The following is a 17,748-nucleotide window of genomic DNA, read 5'->3' on the forward strand; positions in this document are numbered from 1 at the left end:
ACTGCTCCCTGGGCTCAGAACACGGTGTCGACAGCGATGCTGAAGACGTTGACCTTGCGGCTGTTGAAGCCCGGCTGGATCTGGACGAAGAACGCATCCCCCTGCGGGCGGACATGGTCCAGTTGAACCTTCATGGCGAAGTTGCGTGCGAAGTCCCAGCGCGTGCCGACCGCCAGCGTCTTCTGGTTGAGCTGCTGGCTGGCCAGCGTCGCATCAACGATGCCGCGCAACTGCGCGAGCTGCGGCGTGGCAGCGACCACGGTGTTGTTCACATTGGTGCTGACCGACTTGATCTGCGAGGCGCTGGCGTAGGGCGTCCAGCTACCGAAGCGGCGGCCCACGGTCACGTACCAGCCATCGGTATCTGGCAGGTAGGTGGCCACGCGACGCTGCGTGTACTCCGCGTTGACCAGCCACTGGCCCTCATCCCAGGTCAGGCCTACACCGGTGAAGCTGGCCTTCTTGTCGTTGGCATCCAGCTGGTTGCCCACGCTGGCGAACGGCGTCGCGCGCAGCGTGCTCACCAGGCCAGCCAGCGAGGTCGACTTCACGGTCAGCTTGCCGCTGGCGTGGCCGAAGCGCAGCGTCAGCCCCGCGTCCGTTTCCAGCGTCGCGTTGATGCCGTACAGACGATCCAGCTCGACATCGACACGCTCGAATTTCTCGGCCGACTTGCCGCCAAAGCCCTGCAGCGTGAGCGTGCCGACGCCCAGGTTGGCCTGGTAGCTGGCATCGGCGCCGTCAAAGTGGCTTACCGGCACCTGGCTGTAGACATCCTGCGGTGGACGCAGCGTCGTGTTGGCGAAACCCACGGCGCGGAAGTCCGAGATCGCGAAGAACGGCGCGCCCATGCGCCCCAGTCGAACCGCCACCGACGGCGCCAACTGCGCCTTGACGAAGGCCCATTCCACGGCCGGCTTGAAATTGCCGTCGCCGCCGCTCTTGGTCAGCAACTGCACGGTGCCCGAGAACATGTTGTTGAACTTGGCGCCAAACTGCAGGCCCAGCTTGCTGTCGACCTCGGCGCTGATGTCCTTGTCGGCACCGCGCGTCTGGCCGGCGATGGCGTACTGCGCCAGGTCGGTGTCCGTCTTCACCAGGCCCAACGTCGCGAAGCCAGAGACCGTGAAATTGCTGGACGGGTCCGCCGCATGGGCCGCGCCGGCGCACAGCAGGCAGGCGATCAGCGCGGGCAGTACGCGTTGCCGGGGGGTCAGCTTCATGAGATCTCCTTGGTAACTCATCAGAAACCGCAGAAATTGCGGCAGTGGAAAAATCTTAGGAGCGCAAGCCCGCAAGTAGGTAACTACCCTAGACGCGAACGCGCACTCATTCACGGTCGAACCCATTACGGGTGTCCGCTCACCGTGCGTCCCTACAATTTCGAACCGTTTTCGCAACACTCAAGGCCATGTACAAGCTCGTCCTCATCCGCCACGGCGAATCGACCTGGAATCTCGAAAACCGCTTCACCGGCTGGACCGATGTGGACCTGACGCCCACGGGCGTGGAGCAGGCCAAGAGCGCGGGCCGGCTGCTCAAGGAAGCCGGCTACGACTTCGACATCGCCTACACCTCGGTGCTCAAGCGCGCCGTGTGGACGCTGTGGCACGCGCTGGACCAGATGGACCGCACCTGGCTGCCGGTGCAGCACGCCTGGCGCCTGAACGAGCGCCACTACGGCGGCCTGCAGGGCCTGAACAAGGCCGACATGGCCAAGCAGTACGGCGATGAGCAGGTGCTCGTCTGGCGCCGCAGCTACGACACGCCGCCGCCGGCGCTGGAAGCCACCGACCCGCGCAGCGAGCGCAGCGATGTGCGCTATGCCAAGCTCAACCCCAGCGACATCCCGCTGACGGAATGCCTGAAGGACACCGTCGCCCGCGTGCTGCCGTTCTGGAACGAGACCGTCGCGCCCGCCATCCAGGGTGGCCAGCGCGTGCTGATCGCCGCGCACGGCAACAGCATCCGCGCGCTGGTGAAGTACCTGGACGGCATCGCCGACGACGCCATCGTGGGCGTGAACATCCCCAACGGCATCCCGCTCGTCTACGAGCTGGACGCGAACCTGAAGCCCATCAAGAGCTACTACCTGGGCGACGCCGAAGCGGCCGCCAAGGCAGCCGCCGCCGTCGCGAATCAGGGCAAGGCCTGATCCACGGCTGACAGCACCTCATCGACGCTGCCCCACTCGGGCCAGCGTCGCATGACGGTCACGCTCGATCCCCACGGCGCCCAGCGCGTCGGATCGGTCGGCCCCAGCACGCTGAGCAGCCGTGCGCCGACGCCGGCGGCCATGTGGGCCGGCCCGGTGTCGTTGGAGACCACCAGGCCGGCCAGCTGCAGCAAGGCGTTGTAGACGCCCAGCGCCACGCCGTCCAGGCGTATGGCGTCCGGGTACAAGTCCTTCGCCCCCTGCACCTCGGCCGGCCCCGGCACGATCACGACACGCCGGCCCGCCGCCTGCAGGCGCTGCACGAACGCCGGGAACGCCGGCCAGCTGCGGTCCAGGAACTCCACGCGGCCGTTCGCGAACGGGCAGATCAGCACATAGCGCCCGGCCTCCAGGCCCTGCCCGGCCAGCAAGGCCATCGCCTGCTCCCGCTGTGCCGCCGTGACCTTCACGTGGATATCGGCCGGCGGCTCCGCCTGGATGCCCAGGAAGTCGCAAGCCAGCTCCCAGTACTCGACCAGCGTGTGCCGCCCGTCGCGGCGCGGGTGGGCACGGCGCAGCAGCCAACTGCGGCCATCGCCCGCATGGCCCTCGGCCTTGAGCCCCGCCAGGCGCGCATCCAGCGCGGCCGAGAAGGCATAGGGCAGCAGCAACGTGTTGGAACGCCGGTCGAAGCCGGGGTCCTCCGCCCTGAACCGCTGGCGCAGCTCGCGCAGCTGCGTCAAGCGATCACCGAACTTGGCCGGCCGCACATGCACAGGCCAGCCCTCCGCCTCCAGCAGCCCGCGCGCCCAGCCCTTGCCCACCAGTTCCAGCCGGTAACCGTGCTGCGCCAGCAGGCGCAGCGCCGGCAGGCTCAGCACCGTATCGCCGACGAAGTTGCGCAGGCGAACAATCAGGGGCTGGGCGTCAGGGCGGGCTTCTATCATCGGCGGCTGTTCCAAGTGGCGCGGAATTCTCCACTCCAATTCATGACCTCACTGCCCTCCTCTGCAGACGTGATCGCCCGGCACGACGCCGCGCTCGCCTCGCCGCCCAGCGCGGCCGAAGCCGACGACCTCGACGGCTGGATCGCCGTCAACCACGTCCACAACCGCAGCCTGTGGGCCCAGGAAGACCTGGCCCGCCGCACGCAGGCGCCGGACGCCGAGATCGTCGCCAACAAGCGCGCCATCGACCGCCACAACCAGGCCCGCAACGACGCCATCGAGCGCATCGACGAGTTCCTGCTGTCGGCGCTGGGCCTCGTGGACCCGGCCACCATCGGCACCGCGCTGCCCGTGTCCACGGTCGCGCCCGGTGCGCGGCTGAACAGCGAGACGGCCGGCTCCATGCTGGACCGCATCGCCATCTTGGGCCTGAAGATCGCAGCAATGCGCGAGCAGACGCTGCGCACCGACGTCGACGACGTGCACCGCCAGACCTGCCGCGAACGGCTGCAACGCCTCGTGCAACAGCGCGCCGACCTGGGCGCCTGCTACGACGAACTGCTGGCCGATGCGCGCGCCGGCCGAGCCTATTTCAAGGTCTACCGCCAGTTCAAGATGTACAACGACCCGCGCCTGAACCCGGCCCTGGTCGCGGAGTCCTGAAGCGGCTGACGGCCCGGTGAAGACGGCCAGCCCCCTCGCGCAACGTCAGTGGTGGTGGTCGTGCCCGCAGTCGGGAGCACAGCCGTCGCCATGGTGGTGCACATGGGCCAGGCGTGGATCTGACTGCCAGCCCAGGATGGCCTCGCGCCCCTGGACGTACAGCTCCACGGTGCCGCCCACCGGCAGGCACACCTTGGTGCGCACATGGCCGAACGGCAGGCCGGTCAGCACCGGCGTCTTCGTGCGGGCGCGCAGCGCGGCGACCGCGTCCTTCAGGCCGTAGCCGCGGTCGTTGGGCGTCTTAGCTGCGCCGCTGAAGTCGCCCAGCAGCACGGCCGCCTGGTTGTCGATGACACCGGCCTGCTGCAGCTGCAGCAGCATGCGCTCGACACGGTAGGGATGCTCGTTGATGTCTTCCAGGAACAGCAGCCCGCCCTTGATCTTGGGCCAGTGCGGCGTGCCCAGCAGCGAGCACAGCACGGTGAGGTTGCCCCCCCACAGCCGGCCGCGGGCCTCCAGCCCGTCGAACTCGGCGCTCGGCGCGCGAAAGCCCACGGCCTCCAGCGCGCCGCTCATCGCCTCGGTGAAGCAGTCCTGCGTCACCTCGTCCACGCCGCCGTCGGCCTCGCTGCGGCCGAAGTCGTCGCAGGCCAGCGGGCCGCTCCACATCGCCAGGCCCTTGTGGCGCGCGATGAAGCCGTTCTGCAGCGCCGTCAGGTCGCTGTAGCCCACCCAGCGGGTGCCCCGCTCCACGCTGCCGGCAATGCGCGCCCAGTCGATCTGGTCCAGCAGGCGCGTCAGGCCGTAGCCGCCGCGCGAGGCCAGCGCGACGGACGGCGCCGCGTCGGCAATGCGGTGCAGCGCGGCCAGTCGCGCAGCGTCGTCGCCGGCAAACCGCTGCTGGCGCGACAGCGCGTCTGCGTCGATGTTCACATCGAAGCCCAGCGCCGTGAGCCGCCTGGCAGCGCGCTTCAGCGCATCGGCCTTCTGCACTGCGCCGGCCGGGGAAAACAGGGTGAGCGTCGTCATGGGGTGTCGTCCAGGTGGGTGGCTTCGCCGGTGGGGATCAGCCCCTGGCGTTCGGCGCGGCGCGCGCGGGCGGCCTCGCGGCGTTCGGCAAAGAACTCGCGCAGCAGCTTGGCGGAGGCGTCAGCCATCAGACCCCTCTCGATGCGCGTGTGGTGATTGAGCTGCGGCAGCGCGAACAGGTCCGTGACGGAGCCCGCCACGCCGGTCTTGGGATCGGTGGCCGCGAACACCACCCGCTTGAAACGCGCGTGCATCAGCGCCATCGCGCACATCGCACAGGGCTCCAGCGTGATGAAGATCTCGCACTCCGGCAGCCGGTAGTTCTCCAGCAGCGTGGCCGCGTGGCGCAGCGCAACGATCTCGGCGTGGGCTGTCGGGTCGTGCGTCGTGATCGGACGGTTGTAGCCGGTCGCAATGACCTGGCCGCCGCGCGTGATGACGGCGCCGACGGGCACCTCGCCCACCAGCCAGGCGTTGTGCGCCTGATCCAGCGCCAGCCGCATGGCATGCTCGTCGGCAGGCGTGAAGATCGGTTCGGTCATCGGGCCGGCAGTTTAGGCGACGCCCATGGCATGCTTTCGCTCATGCCCGAGTTGTCCATCCATTCCCTTGGCGAGTCAGCCTTGTGCTGCACGCTGCCGGCGCCTGTGTCGCTCGACCAGCAACAGCGCATCTGGCAGCTCGCCGCGGCGCTGAGCGACGTCGACGGCGTGCAGGAACTGATCCCCGGCATGAACAACCTGACGCTTGTGTTCGACCCGCTGCGCACCGACCCCGCCGCACTGCAAGCCGCCGCCCATCAGCTGTGGGAACAGCCACCACGGCGCCGTGCGCCGGGTCGACGGATCGAGATCCCGGTGACCTACGACGGCCCCGACCTTGGCGATGTCGCCACGCACTGCGGCTTGAGCGCCGACGAGGTCGTGCAACGCCACACGGCGGGCGAGTACGTCGTCTACTTCCTGGGCTTCCAGCCCGGCTTCGCGTACCTAGGCGGGCTGGACGAGTCGCTGCACACACCGCGCCGCCACGAGCCGCGCATGTCGGTGCCGGCCGGCAGCGTCGGCATCGGCGGCGCGCAGACCGGCATTTACCCGCTGGCCACGCCCGGCGGCTGGCAGCTCATCGGCCGCACCTCCCTCCCGCTGTTCGACCCACAGGCCGCGCCGCCGACGCTGCTGGCACCGGGTGACCGCGTGCGCTTCGTCGCCTCATGATCGAAATCGTTCGCGCCGGGCCGCTGGCCACCGTGCAAGACCTCGGCCGCCCCGGCTGGCGTGACCGCGGCCTGAGCCTGTGCGGCGCGCTCGACGAGTTCGCACTGCAGGCCGGCAACCTGCTCGTCGGCAACACGTCCGGCGCGGCGGGGCTGGAGTTCACGCTGGGCGGCGCCACGCTGCGCTTCCATGCCGACAGCTGCATCGCCGTCACCGGCACCGATGCCGACGCGCAGCTCGACGGCCGCGCCGTGCACCCCTGGTGGCGCCTGCGCGTGCGCGCAGGCCAGACGCTCAAGCTCGCCGCGCCGCGCGAGCGCATGCGCAGCTATCTGGCCGTCACCGGCGGCATCAACGTGCCTGAGGCGCTGGGCTCGCGCAGCACCGACCTGAAGGCCCACTTCGGCGGGCTGGACGGCCGCGCGCTGCGCGACGGCGACTGCCTGCCGCTGATCGCCGGCGCCGCCCTGCCCTCGCGCGCCGTCGGCCTGCGCCCGCCCGTGTGGACGCCCAGCGTGCGCGCGCTGCCCGGGCCCGAGTACGACGACTTCGCGGCGGACGCCCGAGACGCATTCTGGTCGAACGACTGGACCGTCACACCGCAGAGCAACCGCATGGGTTACCGCCTCGCCGGCCCGGTGCTCACGCGTGAGCACGGCGTCGAGCTCCCGTCGCACGGCGTGCTGCCGGGCGTCGTGCAGGTGCCGCCGTCAGGCCAGCCCATCGCGCTGCTGGCCGATGCGCAGACGACCGGCGGCTACCCCAAGATCGCCGTCGTCATCCATGCCGACCTGTGGAAACTTGCCCAGCTGCGCCTCGGCGCGCGGGTGCGCTTCGTGCGCTGCACCCAAGCCGACGCTGCGACGGCACTGCGAGACCAACAACTGCTTCTGAACCAGATGAGGAACGGGCTGTGAACGACGCCGCCTTTCATGTCGACCTGAACGCCGACCTCGGCGAAGGCGCCCCCGACGACGCCGACCTGCTGGCACTTGTCAGCTCCGCCAACATCGCCTGCGGCTGGCATGCCGGCGATGCGCGGCTGATGCAGCGCACCGTGGCCGCCGCGCTGGACCGTGGCGTGGCCATCGGCGCCCACCCCAGCTACCCAGATCGCGAGCACTTCGGCCGCCGCGAGATGGCACTCAGCCCCGACGACGTGCGCGCCGACCTGGTTTACCAGATCGGCGCGCTGGCCGCGCTGGTGCGCGCACAGGGCGGCGCGTTGCACCACGTGAAGCCACACGGCGCCCTCTACAACCAGGCTGCGCGCGACCCGGCGCTGGCTGACGCCATCGCGGCGGCCGTGCTGGACGTCGATCCGTCGCTGGCGCTCTACGGCCTGGCCGGCAGCGAGCTGCTGCGCGCCGCAGTGCGGGCCGGCCTGCGCCCGGTGGCCGAGGTGTTCGCCGACCGCGGCTACCGTGCCGATGGCAGCTTGGTGCCGCGCAGCGAGCCCGGCGCTTTTGTCAGCGATGCGGACGTGGCTGTCGCGCGCACGCTGCGCATGGTGCGCGACGGCACCGTGCAGGCGGTGACGGGCGAGACCGTGCGGCTGCGCGCCGACACCATCTGCCTGCATGGCGACGGGCCGCATGCGCTGGCCTTTGCACGCGCGCTGCGCGCAGCGCTGACGGCAGCGGGCGTGGACGTGCGTCCGTGATGGAAGACCTGTTCGGCGCGCTGCCCGAGACGCCCGCCGGCAAGCCCGCCCGCGGCGTGCAGCCCGCGCCGCCGCGGGCCGAGGATGTCGCCCTGGCCGGTCGGCTGTCGCCACATGTCCACCTCGGCACATCGACCTGGAGCTACCCCGGCTGGCAAGGGCTGGTGTGGGCGGGCCGGCACAGCGAGTCCACGCTGTCGCGCACGGGGCTACCGGCGTACGCCGCCCACCCGCTGCTGCGCGCCGTGGGCATCGACCGGGGCTTCTACCGGCCGCTGGCCGCATCAGAGTTCCAGCGCCAGGCCGAACAGGTGCCGCGCGGCTTTCGCTTCACCGTCAAAGCGCCCAGCCTCGTGACCGATGCGCTGCTGCGCGACGAGGACGGCCGCGGCCAGCAGCCCAACCCGCTGTTCCTGGACCCAGCCACCGCGCTGCAGACCTTCATCGAGCCGGCCTACGAAGGCCTGGGGGCGACGCTGGGCGCGCTGGTGTTCCAGCTCAGCCCGCTGCCCGGTGCGCGGCTGGCGCGCATGCACGAGCAGTTCGACCAGCTGCATGCGCTGCTACGGACCTGCCCCAAGCCACCGGTCGGCGTGCTGGCCGTGGAGGTGCGCGACGCGGCCTGGCTGACGGCGGACTTCGTCGCGCTGCTGCGCGACACCGGCGCGCGCTACTGCCTGGGCCTGCACCCCAAGCTGCCGCCGCTGGCCGGGCAGTTGCCGCTGCTGCGCGCGCTATGGCCCGGGCCGCTGGTGGTGCGCTGGAACCTGAACCGGCTGCACGGCGCCTACGGGTACGAAGAAGCCGAGAAGAAGTACGGCGAGTTCGCCGAGATGCTGGACCCCGACCCCGAGACCCGCGACGAGCTGGCCCGCATCATTCGCGGCACGGCCGGCGCCGGGCAGGATTGCTTCGTCACCATTTCCAACAAGGCTGAGGGCTCGGCACCGCTGAGCGTGCGGGCGCTGGCGCAGGCGGTGGCCGACGGCTGAGAGGGTGAGAGCCTTTCATCCATGCCCGCCTTGCCCGTCAAATCACCCCCGCCCGTCGTTGCAAATGCTCGGCATAGCCCGAGCTATGCCTGCGCTTTGCGCCTCGTTCGAGGGCGCTTTGACGCGCCTTTCGAGCACGGCCGAAAAACTCTCACCCTCTGAGCCCTTGCCGTGCTGAACCCTGCAGCGGCCAGCGGCCGATGACGTCGTGCCGCGTCAGCCCCTGCGGGCTCTTCACCAGCACGAACTCGCTGGCCACCCAGCCGGGCAGCTCGACGGGCCAGGCCGGCGCGCGGCGCTTGTCGTAGCGCAGCGTCAGGTGCGGCTCGTAGTCTCGCTCGGGTGCCGCCAGGCCATGGGCCACGAGGCGCTCGACGAGCGCGTCACGCAGCTCACGCACGGCCTCCAGCCCCTGGCCACCGGTCAGCACGAACGGGTGCCGGGTGGCCTGCTCGTCGCCCCAGCTCGTGAAGTGATCAAAGCCCAGGTCGAACGCAGGCCGCACGACCTCGGCCGCGGCGCGCCGCGCGCCGGCAACGAGGCGCTCGTCCGGCTCGCCGCTGAACGCGCCGAAGTAGTGCAGCGTGACGTGGAAGATGCGGCTGGGCCGCAACCGCGGCTTCAGGCCACGCGCCTCATGCTCCGCCGTGGCGACGCGCGCGATGCGCTCGCCCACCTCGTCATCGGGCCGCAGCGCGAAGAAGAGCTTGTGGGCCGGCACGGCTCACCGGATGGCCGATGGCGCCGCCTCGGCCGCCGCGCCGGGCGTGGCCGGCTTCAGCGCCGTGGCCTGCTTCCTGGCCAGCGACAGCACGATGGCGGCAACGATGACGACGACGGGAAGGCTGAGGGTGGGATGCCGGCCTCGCACCGGCGTCATTCCCACTCGATGGTGGCCGGCGGCTTGCTGCTGACGTCGTAGGTCACGCGGTTGATGCCGCGCACCTCGTTGATGATGCGGCCCGACGTGCGCTTGAGCATCGAGTAGGGAAGCTCCGCCCAGTCGGCGGTCATGAAGTCGCTGGTCTGAACGGCGCGCAGCGCCACGACGTAGTCGTAGGTGCGGCCGTCGCCCATGACGCCCACGCTCTTGACCGGCAGGAACACGGCGAAGGCCTGGGAGGTCAGGTCGTACCAGCTCTTGCCTGTGGCCGGGTCGATGGTGTTGCGCAGCTCTTCGATGAAGATGGCATCGGCACGACGCAGCAGGTCGGCGTACGACTGCTTGACCTCGCCCAGGATGCGCACCCCCAGGCCCGGGCCCGGGAACGGGTGGCGGTAGACCATCTCGGCAGGCAGGCCCAGGGCCACGCCCAGCGCGCGCACTTCGTCCTTGAACAGTTCGCGCAAGGGCTCCAGCAGCTTCAGGCCCAACTGCTCGGGCAGGCCGCCTACGTTGTGGTGGCTCTTGATGGTGGTGGCCTTCTTGGTCTTGGTGCCACCGCTCTCCACCACGTCGGGGTAGATGGTGCCCTGGGCCAGGAACGTCGCGCCTTTGACGGCGCGACTTTCATCCCCGCCCTTGTGCCCGCCATCGCCCGCCTTGAGCTTGGCGGCTTCGGCCTTGAAGACGTCGACGAACAGGCGGCCGATGATCTTGCGCTTCTGCTCGGGGTCGGTGACACCAGCGAGTTCGCCGAGGAACAGGTCGCTCGCGTCCACGCGGATGACCTTGGCGTGCAGCTTGCCGGCGAACATGTCCATGACCATGTCGCCCTCGTTCAGGCGCAGCAGGCCGTGGTCGACGAAGACGCAGGTCAGCTGATCGCCAATGGCGCGGTGGATCAACGCGGCCGCCACCGACGAATCGACGCCGCCGGACAGACCCAGGATGACTTCCTCGTCGCCCACCTGCTCGCGGATCCTGGCCACGGCTTCGGCGATGTAGTCGCCCATGACCCAGTCACCCTTGCAGCCCGCGATGTCGCGCACGAAACGGCGCAGCATGGCCTCGCCCTGCACCGTGTGCGTCACCTCGGGGTGGAACTGCACTGCGTAGAAGCCGCGGGCTTCGTCGGCCATGCCTGCGATGGGGCAGCTGGGCGTGGAGGCCATGAGCTTGAAGCCCGGTGGCAGAGCCGTGACCTTGTCTCCATGGCTCATCCAGACCTTGAGCATGCCGTGGCCCTCGGCCGTGGTGAAGTCGGCGATGTCCTTCAGCAGTGCCGTGTGGCCATGTGCGCGCACCTCGGCGTAGCCGAACTCGCGCGTGTCGCTCCAGCTCACTTCGCCGCCCAGCTGCACCGCCATGGTCTGCATGCCGTAGCAGATGCCCAGCACCGGCACGCCGGCGTCCCACACGGCCTGCGGCGCACGCAGCTCGTGGTCTTCGTAGGTGGACGCGTGGCTGCCGCTGAGGATGATGGCCTTGGGCGCGAACGACTTGATGAAGTCGTCGGACACGTCGTTGGGGTGGATCTCGCAGTACACGGCTGCTTCGCGCACGCGACGCGCGATGAGCTGGGTGACCTGGGAACCGAAGTCGAGGATGAGGACCTTGTCGTGTTGCATGGCGCGTCTTTCAGGCGGGCTGCGGTGCCGGTTGGCTGCGGAAGAAACGGAGGGTGACGAGCAGCGCCGCCGCTTGCAGCGCGGCGCAGGCATAGAAGGGCAGGCCCATCAGCAGATCGTCCTGGCCCCGGTGCGAGACCAGGCCCAGCAGGCTGAGGCCCAGCAGGGGCGCGACGACGGCCATCAGGCTGTTCAGTGAGGACACGGCTCCCATGGCCTGGCCCTGCCGGTCAGCCGGCGCGGCGTTGGAGATGATGCTCTGCAGCGCCGAGTTCGCCACGCCGCCCAGCAGGTTCATGCCGATGATGGCGTAGATCCACAACGGCTCGGTGGCCAGGCCGAAGCCCAGGTAGGCCAGCGTGGCCGACGCCATGCCGATCATCGCGACGCGCTGCGGGCCGAACCGCGCCAGCAACGGCCGCAGCAGCACGCCCTGGCTGAGCACCGACACGATGCCCACCAGCAGCAGCGAGCGACCGACGTCCGCCGGCCCCCAGCCGAAGCGGAACTTGGTGTACAGCACCCAGACCATGTGCAGCATGAACTGCGCGAGCGAGGACAAGGCGATGACGGACACCAACGAGCCCACGCCACGCAGCGCCGCCAGCCCCCGCAGGGCCGTCACGGGATTGGCCTTCTTCCAGTCGAAGGGGCGGCGGCGGTCCAGCGGCAGGGACTCCGGCAGCACGAAGAAGCCGTAGCACCAGTTCACCAACGCCAGGCTGCCCGCCAGCAGAAAAGGCCAGTGCACGTCGTGGCCGCCCAGCCAGCCCCCCAGCGCCGGGCCGAGAATGAAGCCGATGCCGAACATCGCGCCCAGCTGGCCGAAGCGGCGGGCCCGGTCCTCGGGCGCGGTGATGTCGGCCACATAGGCATTGGCAACAGCGATGTTGGCCTGCATGGCGCCGGAGAACAGGCGCACCGCCACCAGCATCCACAGCGCCGTGGCCATGGCCGTGACGAAGAAGCTCAGCGCCAGCCCAGCAAAGCCGATCAGCAGCACCGGCCGGCGCCCGAAGCGGTCGGACAGCGCGCCCAGCACCGGCGAGCCCAGGAAGTTGGCCACGCCGAACGCCATCGTCACCATCAGGTAAGCCGCCGTCTGGGCGTCATTGCCGTTCGTGAACGTGCCGACGATGTGCGGCAGCACCGGCACCATCAGGCCGATGGAGATCATGTCGATCAGCACGGCCACCATGATGAAGCCCATGGCCGGGGCGCGTTGCGGGGAGGAACTCATCGCTTGGCAGAAAAGAGAAACGGGGCGAACTGGCGTCGCCCCGTTGTCATCGCGCTCAGCTTATTCGCTGCGGTAGTTGGGTGCTTCCTTCGTGATCTGCACGTCGTGGACATGGCTTTCGCGCATGCCGGCGGTCGTGATCTCGACGAACTCGGCCTTGCTCTGCATCTCGGCGATGGTGGCGCAGCCGCAGTAGTGCATGGAGGCCTTCAGGCCGCCGGCCATCTGGAAGATGACCTGCACGACCGAGCCCTTGTACGGCACCTGGCCCTCGATGCCCTCGGGCACCAGCTTGGACGTGTTCGGGTTGTTGGCCGACGTGTCCTGGAAGTAGCGGTCCGCGCTGCCCTTGGCCATCGCGCCCATGGAGCCCATGCCGCGGTAGCTCTTGAACGTGCGGCCCTGGTAGAGGATGGTCTCGCCCGGGGCTTCCTCGGTGCCGGCGAAGGCGCCGCCCATCATGATGCAGTCCGCGCCGGCGGCGATGGCCTTGGCCACGTCGCCCGAGTAGCGGATGCCGCCGTCGGCGATGACCGGCACGCCGGTGCCGCGCAGCGCGGTGGCGACATTGTCGACCGCCGTGATCTGCGGCACACCCACGCCCGCGACGATGCGCGTCGTGCAGATGGAGCCGGGGCCGATGCCGACCTTGACGCCGTCAGCGCCCGCCTCGACGAGCGCCAGCGCAGCCGCGCCGGTGGCGATGTTGCCGCCAATGACGTCCACGCCGGGGAAGTTGCGCTTGACCCAGCGCACGCGCTCCAGCACGCCGGCGCTGTGGCCGTGGGCGGTGTCGACGATGATGGCGTCCACGCCGGCCTTGACCAGCAGTTCCACGCGCTGCTCGGTGTCCTCGCCGAAGCCAACCGCCGCGCCGACGCGCAGGCCGCCGTGGGCATCACGGGCCGCGTTCGGGAAGCTGGTCTGCTTGGTGATGTCCTTCACCGTCATCAGGCCGCGCAGCTCGAAATCGTCGTTGATGACGACGACGCGCTCCAGCTTGTGCGTATGCATCAAAGCCTTGGCCTCGTCCAGCGACGCGCCTTCCTTGACGGTGATGAGCTTCTCGGCCGGCGTCATGATCTCGCGGACCTTGGCGTCCATGCGCGTCTCGAAGCGCAGGTCGCGACCGGTGACGATGCCGACAACCTTCTTGCCCAGCACGACGGGGAAGCCCGAGAAGCCGTGCAGGCGGGTCAGTTCCACCACTTCGCGCACGGAGGCGTCCGGGCCGATGGTGAGCGGCTCGCGGACGACGCCGCTCTCGTAGCGCTTCACGCGGGCCACCTCGCGCGCCTGGGCCTCGGCCGACAGGTTCTTGTGCACGATGCCGATACCGCCTTCCTGCGCGATGGCAATCGCCAGACGGGCCTCGGTCACGGTGTCCATGGCGGCGGACACCAGGGGCAGGTTCAGGGGGATGTTGCGCGACAGACGGGTCGCAAGGCTGGTGTCGCGAGGCAACACCTGAGAGAACGCCGGCACCAACAACACATCGTCGAAGGTGAGCGCTTTGCCGAGAAGGCGCATGTGCAAAGCTCCAGAGGAGGGTGGGAACGGGCCGCTGCCGGGCCATTCCCCCCAAAGAACCGGGCTTGCGACTTTCGTCGCGCCCGGCTCAAGCACAGCCAAGTGTGCGGGTTCGGGGAGCACTGGATTGTATCAGTGCCCTCGCCCGGGCGCCGGACCGCCGGCCACTCAGAGCTTGGGAGTTTTTCGGCCGTGCCCGAAAGGCACGTCAAAGCGCCTCTGATCTAGGCGCAAAGCACAGCCATAGCTCGGGCTATGGCGCGCATTTGCAACGAAGAGCGGGGGTGTTTTGGCGTGCAAGGCGGGCATGGGTGAAAGACTCTCAAGCTCTCAGGCCTGATCGGCCGCTGCCACCATGCGCCGCACCAGCGGATGCACCACGCGCCGCTCGGTGCTGATGCCGTAGAAGTGCTCCATAACGCCCTCCAGCGCGTCTATGCGCTGCACGCCGTACTGGGCCAGCAGTTGCTGGTTCACCAGCTCGGCGGCCGGGAACACGCCCATGCCGCCGGCGCCGAAGATCTTCAGCAACGCCGAGTCCTCGAACTCGCCGCACACCTGGGGCGTGAGACTACGCTGCGCGAACCAGCGATCGATGTGCGGGCGCACCGCGGCATTGGCCGAAGGCAGCAGCACCGGCACGTCGGCCAGGCCCTGGGGAAAGCGCTTCCTCGCCCGCGCGGCCAGCTCGGGCGTGCCGTACCAAGCCAGCTGGGACGAGCCCATCGCATGGCTGAACACCTTCAGCCCGGCATGCGGCGGCGCCGGCCGGTCGGCCAACAGCAGGTCCAGCCGGTGCACGGCCAGGTTGCCGAGCAGGTCGTCGAAGCCCTGCTCGTGGCACACGAGGCGCAGCCCCGGCGTGTCCAGCACCGGCTGCACAAGGTGGCGCACCACCAGCTTGGGCAGCGTGTCGCTGATGCCCAGTGCCAGCCGCACCGTGGGCGCGGCTGCCGCGCCGGCGCGCAGCAGCCCGGGCAGGGCCTCGCCGGCCTCGAAGATCACCTCGGCCTGCTGCAGCGCGCGCTGGCCGGCCTCCGTCAGCGCCACGCCACGGCCCGCCGGGCGCAGCAGCTGCACGCCCAGCGAGCGCTCCAGCTCGCGCACCTGCGCGCTGACGGTCTGCACCGCCATGTCCAGACGCGCGGCCGCTCTCGACATGCCGCCCTCCTTGGCCACGACCCAGAAGTAATACAGGTGCCGGTAGTTGAAGTGCTGGGACATATTCCTGATTTACGGGAAATTCATTGCGAGATTGTCTGCTTTTTTGGATGTGTCTGCCGTCCTATCGTGCAGCCCTCGGTTGCCGGACGGCGACCCCCAACTCCTTCACTTCGAGAACACCGTGGACACCCTGCTCGCGCTGCTGCACACCCCCTGGCTGGACAAACCCGCCTGGGCCTGGTTGGCTTTCATGACCGTTGTCGTCGCTCTGCTGGCGCTGGACCTGGGCGTGCTGCACAAGGAAGAGCGCGAGATCGGTGTGCGCGAGAGCCTGCTGCTGTCGGCCGGCTACATCAGCATCGCGCTGCTGTTCGGCGCCTGGGTCTGGTGGTACATGGGCTCGCAGTCGGGCATCGAGTACTACACCGGCTTCCTGATCGAGAAGTCACTGTCGATGGACAACGTGTTCGTCATCGCGATGATCTTCGGCTTCCTGGGCATCCCCCGCATCTATCAGCACCGCGTGCTGTTCTGGGGCATCCTGGGCGTCATCGTCATGCGCGCCGGCCTGATCGGCGTGGGTGCGGCGCTGGTGCAGAACTTCAGCTGGGTGCTGTACCTGTTCGGCGCCTTCCTGGTGATCACCGGCATCAAGATGTGGCGCGCCGCCGAGGAAGTGCCTGACATGGCCAGCAACCCGGTGCTGGGCTTCCTGCGCCGCCACCTGCGCGTGACCGACAAGCTGCACGGCAAGGCCTTCTTCGTGCAGCAGCCCGATGCCAGCGGCCGCCTGGTGCGACATGCGACGCCGCTGTTCCTGGCGCTGGCGATGGTGGAGATCATCGACCTGGTGTTCGCCGTGGACTCCGTGCCCGCGATCTTCGCGATCACGAGCGACCCGTTCATCGTCTACACCAGCAACATCTTCGCCATCCTGGGCCTGCGTGCGCTGTACTTCGCATTGGCCGCGATGATCCACCGCTTCCACTACCTGAAGTACGCGCTGGCCCTGGTGCTGGTGTTCATCGGCGCCAAGATCTTCCTGGTCAACGTGATCGGCAAGTTCCCGCCGGCCCTGTCGCTGGGCGTCACCTTCGGCCTGATCGCCGGTGGCGTGCTGGTGTCGCTGTGGAAGACGCGCGGCCAGCAGGCCACCGAGCGCACCACCTGAGCGGCCCGCTTTGTTGACCCAGCGCAAGGCCGGCGGCCAGGCCCCTGCCTACGCTGGCGGCTCCAAGCCTGACCGCCAGGAGCCGCCCATGCGCACGATGAAAGCCGCCGTTGTCCACGCCTACCGGGAGCCCCTCGCCATCGACGAGGTGCCGGTACCCGAGGTGCCGCCCGGCCAGATGCTGGTGAAGGTGGCGGCCTGCGGCGTCTGCCACACCGACCTGCATGCCGCCGACGGTGACTGGCCCGTGCAACCTCCCCTGCCCTTCATCCCCGGCCACGAGGGCGTGGGCCATGTGGCCGCCGTGGGCGCCGGTGTCAAGGGCATCCGCGAGGGCGACCGCGTCGGCGTGCCCTGGCTGCACACCGCCTGCGGCGGCTGCGAGCACTGCCTGACCGGCTGGGAGACGCTGTGTGACCACCAGCAGATGACCGGCTACACGGTCAACGGCAGCTTTGCCGAGTACGTGCTGGCCGACCCGGGCTATGTGGGCCATCTGCCGGCCGGGCTGTCGTTCGAGTCGCTGGCGCCCATCCTGTGCGCCGGCGTGACCGTCTACAAGGGCCTGAAGGTGCTGGACGTGCGCCCCGGTCAGTGGGTGGCCATCGTCGGCGTGGGCGGTCTGGGCCACTTGGCCGTGCAGTACGCCCGCGCCATGGGCCTGCACGTGGCGGCCGTGGACATCGACGCCGCCAAGCTGCGCATGGCCCGGCAGCTCGGCGCCGAACTGTGCGTCAACGCCGCCGAGGACGACCCGGTGGCCGTGCTGCAGCGCGACCTGCGCGGCGTGCATGGAGCGCTCGTCACCGCGGTCTCGCGCGAGTCCTTTAGCCAGGGCCTGGGCATGCTGCACAAGCGCGGCACCATGTCCATGGTGGGCTTGCCGCCGGGCGACTTCGCGCTGCCCATCTTCGACGTGGTGCTCAACGCGAAGACCGTGCGCGGCTCCATCGTCGGCACGCGGCAAGACCTTAACGAGGCCCTGCAGTTCGCCGCCGACGGCCACGTGCGCGCCGCCACGACGCCGCGCCGGTTAGAGGACATCAACCGCATCTTCGACGAACTGCGCACAGGCCGTATCGACGGCCGCGCGGTGCTGAGCTTCGACTGAGAGGCTGAGAGTTTTTCTCCGCCGCCGCGCTTGGCATGAGTCAGACCAAGCACCAATACAGCGCGAGCGCGGGGCTGTTCGAAGACCTGGCGCCACTGAATGAACAAGCCGAACAAGCAGCCGCTGCGGCGGCGCAGGCGCGAGCCAGCGCGCTGCGCAGCCAGCCCGCCCGGCTGCTGCGCCCCAATCGCCAGCAGATCGAACTTCGCGCGTCGGACCTGGAGTCGCTGCTGGGTGAGGAGCACCGCGCCCGGCTGGTGTGGGGCTACGTCCAGCGTCAGGACCTGCGCCGCCTGACGCAGGCAATCAAGGCGCGGGGCAGCAACGCCGGCCGCTCGGCCATCGACTCGCACAT

General features: G+C 69.3%; 18 protein-coding genes and 1 pseudogene. 9 read left to right on the forward strand and 10 right to left on the reverse strand.

The features are described from left to right. Positions 1 to 14: 14 nt before the first annotated feature. On the reverse strand, positions 15 to 1,223 hold the full coding sequence (locus ACG0Z3_RS08435) for a porin (RefSeq protein WP_394396825.1): 1,209 nt from the start codon (positions 1,221 to 1,223) through the stop codon (positions 15 to 17). A 188-nt stretch (positions 1,224 to 1,411) separates the two neighbouring features. Between ACG0Z3_RS08435 and gpmA the strand changes: the two genes are divergently transcribed. Next, the gene (gene gpmA, locus ACG0Z3_RS08440; protein WP_268165270.1) at positions 1,412 to 2,155 is read left to right on the forward strand and encodes a 2,3-diphosphoglycerate-dependent phosphoglycerate mutase; all 744 of its coding nucleotides are present in this window, start codon (positions 1,412 to 1,414) and stop codon (positions 2,153 to 2,155) included. Here gpmA and ACG0Z3_RS08445 read toward each other — a convergent pair. Further along, positions 2,140 to 3,102: a glycosyltransferase family 9 protein gene (locus ACG0Z3_RS08445; protein WP_394396826.1), complete on the reverse strand. Its 963-nt coding sequence runs from the start codon at positions 3,100 to 3,102 to the stop codon at positions 2,140 to 2,142. The genes gpmA and ACG0Z3_RS08445 overlap by 16 nt on opposite strands. A 42-nt stretch (positions 3,103 to 3,144) precedes the next feature. Here ACG0Z3_RS08445 and ACG0Z3_RS08450 point away from each other — a divergent pair, with 42 nt between their 5' ends. Continuing rightward, positions 3,145 to 3,765, forward strand: a complete 621-nt coding sequence (locus ACG0Z3_RS08450; RefSeq protein ID WP_394396827.1) for a DUF4254 domain-containing protein — start codon at positions 3,145 to 3,147, stop codon at positions 3,763 to 3,765. 45 nt (positions 3,766 to 3,810) lie between these two features. On the opposite strand, the gene ACG0Z3_RS08455 is transcribed toward ACG0Z3_RS08450, so the two are convergent. Both ACG0Z3_RS08455 and tadA read right to left on the reverse strand, forming a co-directional pair. Next, positions 3,811 to 4,794: an LD-carboxypeptidase gene (locus tag ACG0Z3_RS08455; RefSeq protein WP_394396828.1), complete on the reverse strand. Its 984-nt coding sequence runs from the start codon at positions 4,792 to 4,794 to the stop codon at positions 3,811 to 3,813. Next, complete coding sequence (tadA, locus tag ACG0Z3_RS08460; RefSeq protein WP_394396829.1) at positions 4,791 to 5,336, reverse strand: tRNA adenosine(34) deaminase TadA; 546 nt, start codon at positions 5,334 to 5,336, stop codon at positions 4,791 to 4,793. The genes ACG0Z3_RS08455 and tadA overlap by 4 nt, the downstream gene beginning before the upstream one ends. A gap of 42 nt (positions 5,337 to 5,378) precedes the next feature. Between tadA and pxpB the strand changes: the two genes are divergently transcribed. From pxpB to ACG0Z3_RS08480, 4 genes are read left to right on the forward strand one after another with little or no spacing between them, the layout of a single operon-like run. Further along, on the forward strand, positions 5,379 to 6,011 hold the full coding sequence (gene pxpB, locus ACG0Z3_RS08465) for a 5-oxoprolinase subunit PxpB (protein ID WP_394396830.1): 633 nt from the start codon (positions 5,379 to 5,381) through the stop codon (positions 6,009 to 6,011). Further along, the gene (locus tag ACG0Z3_RS08470) at positions 6,008 to 6,928 is read left to right on the forward strand and encodes a 5-oxoprolinase subunit C family protein (RefSeq protein ID WP_394396831.1); all 921 of its coding nucleotides are present in this window, start codon (positions 6,008 to 6,010) and stop codon (positions 6,926 to 6,928) included. Before pxpB ends, ACG0Z3_RS08470 begins: the two co-directional genes overlap by 4 nt. Continuing rightward, entirely contained in the window at positions 6,925 to 7,674 is a 750-nt protein-coding gene (gene pxpA, locus ACG0Z3_RS08475) for a 5-oxoprolinase subunit PxpA (RefSeq protein ID WP_394396832.1), read from the forward strand. The genes ACG0Z3_RS08470 and pxpA overlap by 4 nt, the downstream gene beginning before the upstream one ends. Then, positions 7,674 to 8,666, forward strand: a complete 993-nt coding sequence (locus ACG0Z3_RS08480; RefSeq protein WP_394396833.1) for a DUF72 domain-containing protein — start codon at positions 7,674 to 7,676, stop codon at positions 8,664 to 8,666. Before pxpA ends, ACG0Z3_RS08480 begins: the two co-directional genes overlap by 1 nt. 151 nt (positions 8,667 to 8,817) lie before the next feature. Here the strand turns inward: ACG0Z3_RS08480 and ACG0Z3_RS08485 are convergent, their stop codons facing one another. The 6 genes from ACG0Z3_RS08485 to ACG0Z3_RS08510 form a co-directional block, all read right to left on the reverse strand. Beyond that, on the reverse strand, positions 8,818 to 9,387 hold the full coding sequence (locus ACG0Z3_RS08485; protein WP_394396834.1) for a 2'-5' RNA ligase family protein: 570 nt from the start codon (positions 9,385 to 9,387) through the stop codon (positions 8,818 to 8,820). Between the two features lie 3 nt (positions 9,388 to 9,390). Continuing rightward, positions 9,391 to 9,546: a hypothetical protein gene (locus ACG0Z3_RS08490; RefSeq protein ID WP_394396835.1), complete on the reverse strand. Its 156-nt coding sequence runs from the start codon at positions 9,544 to 9,546 to the stop codon at positions 9,391 to 9,393. Further along, positions 9,543 to 11,177, reverse strand: coding sequence for a glutamine-hydrolyzing GMP synthase (gene guaA / locus ACG0Z3_RS08495; RefSeq protein WP_394396836.1), 1,635 nt, complete (start codon positions 11,175 to 11,177; stop codon positions 9,543 to 9,545). The genes ACG0Z3_RS08490 and guaA overlap by 4 nt, the downstream gene beginning before the upstream one ends. Positions 11,178 to 11,187: 10 nt before the next feature. Beyond that, on the reverse strand, positions 11,188 to 12,417 hold the full coding sequence (locus ACG0Z3_RS08500) for an MFS transporter (protein WP_394396837.1): 1,230 nt from the start codon (positions 12,415 to 12,417) through the stop codon (positions 11,188 to 11,190). A gap of 60 nt (positions 12,418 to 12,477) precedes the next feature. Further along, positions 12,478 to 13,947 (reverse strand): IMP dehydrogenase, encoded by a 1,470-nt coding sequence (gene guaB, locus ACG0Z3_RS08505; protein ID WP_394396838.1) that lies wholly within the window; start codon positions 13,945 to 13,947, stop codon positions 12,478 to 12,480. A gap of 330 nt (positions 13,948 to 14,277) precedes the next feature. After that, positions 14,278 to 15,171, reverse strand: coding sequence for a LysR family transcriptional regulator (locus ACG0Z3_RS08510; protein WP_394396839.1), 894 nt, complete (start codon positions 15,169 to 15,171; stop codon positions 14,278 to 14,280). Between the two features lie 121 nt (positions 15,172 to 15,292). Between ACG0Z3_RS08510 and ACG0Z3_RS08515 the strand changes: the two genes are divergently transcribed. From ACG0Z3_RS08515 to ACG0Z3_RS08525, 3 genes and pseudogenes are all read left to right on the forward strand, one after another. Beyond that, on the forward strand, positions 15,293 to 16,282 hold the full coding sequence (locus ACG0Z3_RS08515) for a TerC family protein (protein WP_394396840.1): 990 nt from the start codon (positions 15,293 to 15,295) through the stop codon (positions 16,280 to 16,282). Positions 16,283 to 16,370: 88 nt separating this feature from the next. Then, entirely contained in the window at positions 16,371 to 17,393 is a 1,023-nt protein-coding gene (gene adhP, locus ACG0Z3_RS08520) for an alcohol dehydrogenase AdhP (RefSeq protein ID WP_394396841.1), read from the forward strand. A 35-nt stretch (positions 17,394 to 17,428) separates the two neighbouring features. Further along, positions 17,429 to 17,748: pseudogene (locus ACG0Z3_RS08525) on the forward strand (IS5/IS1182 family transposase); the annotation flags it as partial.

The organism is Pelomonas margarita (assembly GCF_043555875.1).
Lineage (GTDB): Bacteria > Pseudomonadota > Gammaproteobacteria > Burkholderiales > Burkholderiaceae_C > Pelomonas > Pelomonas margarita.